General features: G+C 51.0%; 8 protein-coding genes and 1 pseudogene. 4 read left to right on the plus strand and 5 right to left on the minus strand.

Annotated elements, in window-relative coordinates; all coding sequences use genetic code 11:
- Positions 1–212 (minus strand): annotated as a pseudogene (locus AC286M_RS37160) (multicopper oxidase family protein); the annotation flags it as partial.
- 534 nt (positions 213–746) lie between these two features.
- Between AC286M_RS37160 and AC286M_RS37165 the strand changes: the two are divergent.
- Positions 747–1,331, plus strand: coding sequence for a DUF305 domain-containing protein (locus AC286M_RS37165; RefSeq protein WP_488209104.1), 585 nt, complete (start codon positions 747–749; stop codon positions 1,329–1,331).
- A gap of 67 nt (positions 1,332–1,398) precedes the next feature.
- Here AC286M_RS37165 and AC286M_RS37170 read toward each other — a convergent pair whose 3' ends face one another.
- Positions 1,399–1,590 (minus strand): hypothetical protein, encoded by a 192-nt coding sequence (locus tag AC286M_RS37170; protein ID WP_488209103.1) that lies wholly within the window; start codon positions 1,588–1,590, stop codon positions 1,399–1,401.
- A gap of 215 nt (positions 1,591–1,805) precedes the next feature.
- Here AC286M_RS37170 and AC286M_RS37175 point away from each other — a divergent pair, with 215 nt between their 5' ends.
- The 3 genes from AC286M_RS37175 (at position 1,806) to AC286M_RS37185 (ending at position 4,792) form a co-directional block, all read left to right on the plus strand.
- Positions 1,806–3,884 carry a heavy metal translocating P-type ATPase gene (locus tag AC286M_RS37175; protein WP_488209197.1) on the plus strand — a complete coding sequence of 693 codons (2,079 nt, stop codon included), beginning with the start codon at positions 1,806–1,808 and terminating at the stop codon, positions 3,882–3,884.
- Positions 3,885–4,143: 259 nt separating this feature from the next.
- Positions 4,144–4,416 (plus strand): hypothetical protein, encoded by a 273-nt coding sequence (locus AC286M_RS37180; protein WP_488209198.1) that lies wholly within the window; start codon positions 4,144–4,146, stop codon positions 4,414–4,416.
- Positions 4,349–4,792 (plus strand): DUF305 domain-containing protein, encoded by a 444-nt coding sequence (locus AC286M_RS37185; RefSeq protein WP_488209199.1) that lies wholly within the window; start codon positions 4,349–4,351, stop codon positions 4,790–4,792. The genes AC286M_RS37180 and AC286M_RS37185 overlap by 68 nt, the downstream gene beginning before the upstream one ends.
- Before the next feature lie 10 nt (positions 4,793–4,802).
- Here the strand turns inward: AC286M_RS37185 and AC286M_RS37190 are convergent, their stop codons facing one another.
- The 3 genes from AC286M_RS37190 to AC286M_RS37200 all read right to left on the minus strand — a co-directional run.
- A complete protein-coding gene (locus AC286M_RS37190; protein WP_488209200.1) occupies positions 4,803–5,396 on the minus strand; it encodes a sensor histidine kinase in 594 nt (197 codons plus the stop codon).
- Between the two features lie 32 nt (positions 5,397–5,428).
- Positions 5,429–5,767 (minus strand): hypothetical protein, encoded by a 339-nt coding sequence (locus AC286M_RS37195; RefSeq protein WP_488209201.1) that lies wholly within the window; start codon positions 5,765–5,767, stop codon positions 5,429–5,431.
- A gap of 366 nt (positions 5,768–6,133) precedes the next feature.
- Positions 6,134–6,577: winged helix-turn-helix domain-containing protein (locus AC286M_RS37200; protein ID WP_488209202.1), on the minus strand; the 444-nt coding region annotated here is incomplete at its 5' end.

Raw genomic sequence — 6,577 nt, forward strand, 5'->3', positions numbered from 1 at the left:
ATGCGAGGCCCAGGAACTTGGCCGTTATAGGTGAGCAGATTGGCATTGCGATTGCCCAGTTTCACCTGTTGCGCCTCAGCCACTAAGTCAAAGCTGAGTAACCCGCCTTCGCTGCTCTGCACCGGGTCTTGAGCCAAGATTGAATTCGGCTCTAAGGACGGTGACGAGTCCTTAGAGCATTGGGCTAAGAGCACTGCCGCTGTAGTTCCCAAGCTTAGCCTCAAAAAAATTCGTCGCTTGATAGTTTTCCTAATGGTCATAAACGTGGTTCTACAAAAAACGATTGAAGCTTGATGGGGGATAGGGCAATCGTAGAATCTCTAGTTAGCCAGAGGATAAAGACAGTGATCAAAAATTCAATCTAGTGATCGCTATTCTATCGATGAACCATGAAATGGCGATGAAATGTAGGACATGGTGGCTCAATTTCAGGTACTTACAACGGATTAACATCTACCGATGAAATCAAAATGAAATGGCTCTATGACTTATGGCTGAAGTTAGATTTCACGCCATTGATAGGTGATAAGAGGCAGCATTTCTCGATATCTCTAAGCCATCACTCATCAGAAGAGATTAATGAATTTGATTCTTATAAACAGGCTTTATATTATTTCAACTTTGGAGCATTTCTACTGGCATAGCGGCAAATTCTTTCTTCTTTAGCGATGAGGCAATTTACGAGTTGCTCCAAATATTTTTTACTCTAAAAATCATTTCCAAAGTATTGATTGCAAGGAACACCGATGACTACTCAAGAAAATGCAATGAAAAACCATGCTGATGCGGGCCATGATGGTGGTATGGGCAGTAGCTACGTCCGATACTTTGCCATGATTGGTACTTCAATTGTGGTGATGTTCTTCTTGATGTACCTACATTCGTATCAGATTTTGGATCATGCCTGGTTTAGTGAAACACGGGTTTATATGGCGCTGATTATGGGTGCCGCCATGATGGTCATTATGCTGTCATACATGCTGCACATGTATAAGAGTCGCAGCATGAACATTGCCATCTATGTCGCTGCCATCGTTCTGTTTGGCGCTTCCCTGTGGTTGGTGCGCAGTCAGCTTACCGTAAGCGATGTAGACTACATGGAAGGCATGATTCCGCACCACTCGATCGCAATTTTAACGAGTGAACGTGCCCAGATTCAGGATGTTCGGGTGCGTGAACTGGCCGATGAAATTATTGAAGCTCAGCGTCGAGAAATCAATGAAATGGAGTGGCTGATTTCTGATATCCGAGAAAACGGCTTGGTCACATCAGAAGCTGAGTTGGAAGGAAGAGAGATTCCAGACTTTGTCTCTACTCCCATTCCGGAATAGGGCTGAACAGCAAAGATTTACCTAAACCGATTCTAGTTCCACACTCTCCGCAATACGTTCTATGACTTTAAGTTGGACTCATGTACACCTCTTGCTGAATCATTTTCCGATCATTGGTGCGATCGCAGCCTTGGTCATTTTCGTTGTTGGCTGGATACGTCACAGCCGACCGATCAAGCAGACCAGCTACTGGATGTTCATGAAGGGAGCGGCTCAGGCCATAGCCATTCAGAGGGAAGCAGTCGCTCTCAATATCCATCTCAGTCTCCCAATGGTCAAACGGGATCTGAATCCGGTCAACCCTCTCCAGGAAACTCGGAACCGAGTCACAGTGATAGCCACTCTCATGAGTAGTTTGATAGGGCTTTTTATCATCAATTTTAAGTTTTGTTGCAAACGCTAGAACTTATAGTCTACTTGAGGCTTTAGGGTTAAACATACCCACGATATCGAGCTGTTACTCACCTAAGTTCTATGAATCATCCTCGTCACTCCACCCCCCAAGCTGAAAACTCTAGCGTTGATGATGCCCATAATAACCACACTGGTCATCCCGTAGAGGCTGCTGGTGCATATCATGGCGACCACGCTCATAGCGCCCGTGGCGGACACCGGGGGCATGGCGGTCACAGCGGGCATGGGCATCACAGTCCGGCCATGTTCAAGCAGCGATTTTTCGTCTCGCTGATTTTGACGCTGCCGATTCTCTACTTTTCGCCACAGCTTCAGGGTTGGTTGGGGTATGAAGCGATCTCATTTCCTGGCTCTGGTTGGATTAATCCCATTCTCGGCATTGCCCTCTATTTCTATGGCGGCTGGCCATTTCTCAAGGGCGCGTGGCACGAGTTTCAGGGCAAGATCGGTATGATGACACTGATTGCGCTGGCAATTACGGTGGCGTTTGTATACAGTATTGCCGTGTCCCTGGGCCTGGAGGGAATGCCCTTCTATTGGGAACTAGCGACACTGATCGACATCATGCTGCTGGGCCACTGGGTTGAGATGGCCTCGGTGCAGGGAGCGAGCAAAGCGCTAGAAGAACTCTCGACCCTGGTGCCCAACGCAGCGCATCGGATGCGGAATGGTCACATTGAAGATGTTTCGGTTGATGAGATCCAAGTCAACGATGTCATCTTGATTCGTCCTGGCGAACAAATTCCCAATGATGGCGAAGTGATTGAGGGCCGCACCAGCATCAACGAATCGTTCCTGACGGGTGAATCGAAGCCTGTTCACAAGGAAGTCGGGGATGAAGTGGTCGCGGGGTCGGTGAATACGGAAGGTTCCGTACAGGTCAGAGTGACTCGTATTGGAGCAGACACGGCCATTAGTCAAATCATGCGGCTGGTGGAAGAGGCGCAGTCGTCCCGCAGTCGCTATCAGGTACTCGCAGATAAAGTGGCCTACTGGCTGACGATTATTGCCATTTCGGTTGGCACCCTTACCTTTATCATTTGGCTTACCCTCAGCGATCTAATCTTCTCCATCAACCGGGCGGTGACGGTGCTAGTGATTACCTGCCCCCATGCCCTGGGACTGGCGATTCCGCTGGTGATTGCCAACTCCACTGGACTGGCGGCTCGCAACGGCATTCTCAGTCCGAACCGTGATTCTCTTGAACGAGCTAAGGATATCAAAATCGTCGCTTTCGACAAAACTGGAACGCTGACCCAAGGCAAGTTTGGCGTCCAAAACGTCGCTGTGGACGGCATGGATGAGGATGAAGCGTTAGCCATTGCCGCTGCCCTAGAAAATCCCTCCGAGCATCCTCTTGCGAAAGCAATTGTCGATTCAGCTCATCGGCGGCAGCTAACGCTACCCCAAACGCATGACTTCCAAACCGTGACTGGACGGGGCGTAGAGGGCCTGATCAATGGACAAACCTATCGGGTTGGACGACCGGAATGGGTGCAGGAGCAACATCTATCGTTTTCTGCTCCACTGCAACAGGCATTAAGCCGAGCCGATGAGCGGGGTGAAAGTGCTGTTGTGCTGATGACTACTGAACGTGCGATCGCAGTTATCTCAATGGCTGACCAGATCCGAGAACGTGCCCGCACTACCATCGATCGCCTGCATGAGATGGACATCCAGGCGGTGATGATTACCGGGGATGCCGAAGCCGTTGCGCGTGCTGTTGCTGAAGATCTGGGCATCGATCGCTACTACGCCCGCGTGCTGCCTGAAGACAAAGTGAATCGCATCAGAGAGCTGAAACAAGAGGCTCCTACTGCCTTTGTGGGTGACGGCATCAACGATGCAGCCGCTTTGCTGGAAGCCAATATGGGCTTAGCGATTGGGGCGGGTACCAACGTGGCGATTGAGTCCGCTGACTTGGTACTCAGTGGAAGACGATCCCCTAGATGCAGTAAAGGCGCTGGTGCTAGCGAAGAAGACCTACAGCAAGATGATTCAAAATCTATTCTGGGCTACCGGGTACAACGTGATCGCCATTCCCCTGGCAGCAGGCGTACTGTCGGCTTGGGGTATCGTGCTTTCTCCGGCGATAGGTGCTTTATTGATGAGCCTTTCGACCGTGATCGTGGCAATTAATGCGGTGATGCTACGCCGAGCCAAACTAGCCTAAGTCCAACCCGGTAGGAGTTTGGCAGAAATCGTGCTTTGTTCTCAATGATCGAACATCGAATGCTGAATTGAGATGTATCAAGAAGTGTAAATTATGGTTTCTGCGATACGATCATCCCTTAACTCTCTAGTCAAGTAGAGGATTTAAAATAGAGGTATAACGCTTCAAGGGGATCACACCCTATGCAACTTCTTACCAAATCTATCGTCGCGATCGCAGGTGTTGGTGTTGCGATCGCAGGTGTCGCTACCTTTTCTTAATCTTTCTTCACCCTCCAATGCTGACCCATTACAGTCATCTGATCCAGCGGGCTGGCAAATGCCGATGAACTGGGATCAAATGCCCATGCACCAAGGCCAGTGGCAAGGGCACCACGGGCAGATGATGCACATGATGCAGGCCAATAGCGAGTTTGAGTTCTCTGAGCCTGATGATTCCTCACCATCAGGAAGCCATTGCCACCGCTCAGCGCGTGCTGGAGTACAGCGATCGGCCTGAGATGCGCGCGTTTGCGCAGGACATTATCGATGTGCAAACCGCCGAAATTGAGCAGATGCAGGCGTGGCTAGACGAATGGTATCCCGGTCAGGAAACCAGTCTGACCTACTCTCCCATGATGCGTGACCTCAGCCAGCTTGAAGGAGATGAGCTGGATCAGGCGTTTCTAGAAGATATGGTTATGCACCACATGGGAGCCGTGATGATGTCGCAGCGTCTGGTAAATCACGGTCTGGTTGAGCATCAGGACGTACAGCCTTTTGCCCAGAATATCGCCAATACCCAGCGGCAGGAAATCTGGCAGATGCAGTCTTGGCTGCAAGACTGGTACGAGGTTGGCGGTATGCCTGGCTGGATGCATCGAGGACAGCGATAGCCTAATCCGTTTAGACAGTGGGTAGCGTGATCGTGAATGTGCTCCCACTGTTTAACTGGCTTTGTACCTGGATGGTACCGCTATGACGTTGGATGATGGTTTGAGCGACGGCTAATCCCAGCCCGGTTCCTCCGGTTTCTCGGTTGCGGGATTGTTCTAGACGAAAGAACGGTTCAAAGATTTTGCCCTGGAATTCAGGAGGAATGCCGAAACCGCGATCGCGAATTACCACCTCAAGCCTTTCCTGCTTCGAGCGCAGCGTCACCTCCGCCTCGTTCCCGTAGATCACTGCATTGTGAATCAGGTTCATGAACGCTCGATGTAGAGCAGTAGGTTGGCCAACATAGGTCACGTGGAACTGCTGCCTGATAAATTGCCTTTTTCCCTGTATCAACAACATCATCACACAGGCTTTGAAGCAGGCTCGCCAATCCAGCTTAACGAAAGCTTCGGTGGTGGATTCTGCGCGGGCAAAGGTCAAGGTTTCCGTGAGCATGGTCTGCATCTGGTCAATGTCAGCAATCGCCTTCTGAGCCTGCTCCCCATCATCAATAAACTCAGCCCGCAGTTTTCGGGGTCGGGGTGAGGATCGTTCGCAAGTCATGGGCAATGGCGGCGGCCAGCATAAACGTGCGCTCATTTACCAGATGCCGCAGCCGTTCCTGCATTTTGATTGAAAGCTTGAGTGGATTGACGGAGTTCTCGACGCCAACCCGCTTCGGGAAGCGGCGGTGCATTGATATCCCGACCGAACTGCTCAGCGGCAGTGGCAAATTGGGTAATCGGCTGGGTGACGCGTCGAGCTGCCCAGAGCGACAGCAGCCAAATGGCAAGTCCGATAAACAGAAATACAAACCAACGGTGACTGCTGCTGCGGAGAGAAACGATGTCCGAGGGGGTGACAAAGACTAACCAGCGATCGTGAGTTTGTTGAACGGCAATCACCATCGTTTGACGGCTAGATAGCAGCGGCACAAGAGCAGAACCATCTGACTGATCGAGGAGCGAACTGTTCGACCAGCGGTCAGATCTGGATCTGAATGGGTTGGCTAAGCTGGGGTATGAGGTGAGATCGCACGTCCTGGCGAATCTCGTCGGCGTGCCACGCTTCCCCGCTGGGGCTGGACGGCGGCTGGTCTAAAACACTGACCTGAAACCGGGGCTGTGGAGTGCCTGCAATAGCTTGACCTGTTCATCCGGTGACGTTTCCATCACGTCGATAATAGTGACAACTCGATCCGCAACAGATAAACCAAATATTTTCATTGCGGTGACAGTGCGATCTGTGAACCAGTAGCCATACAGCAATCGACTGGGCTGAGAAGAATCCCATCGTCAAAATCAGCGTAATTCGCCCTGCCAGACTGCTGGATATAATTGCTTGATCCGCTTCATCGTCTTCACCACTGGTGTAAAAGAATAGCCACCACCTCGCACTGTTTTGATCAGGGTTAACTTCTGGGTCGCTTCAATTTTGCGGCGCAGACGGCTCAGTTGCACATCCACACTGCGATCAAAGGGAGCGGCTTCATATCCCTTCGTCAGCTCCAGGAGTTGATCACGGCTCAGCACCTGCTGGGGATGCTCTGCGAATGCAGCTAAGAGGTCGAACTCATTGGCCGTTAAGGGAATCAGCACTCCATCGGGAGAACAGAGTTCTCGTTTGGCCAGATCCAATTGCCAACCATCAAACCCAAATCCTTTTGGTGGTTTCTGCTGGACTTCGACCGTGACATACTCAATTCGGCGTAAGACAGCTTTCGTCATCCGTGCCAGCAGCTCCCT

The sequence above is a fragment of the Thainema salinarum CENA647 genome (genome assembly GCF_057732415.1).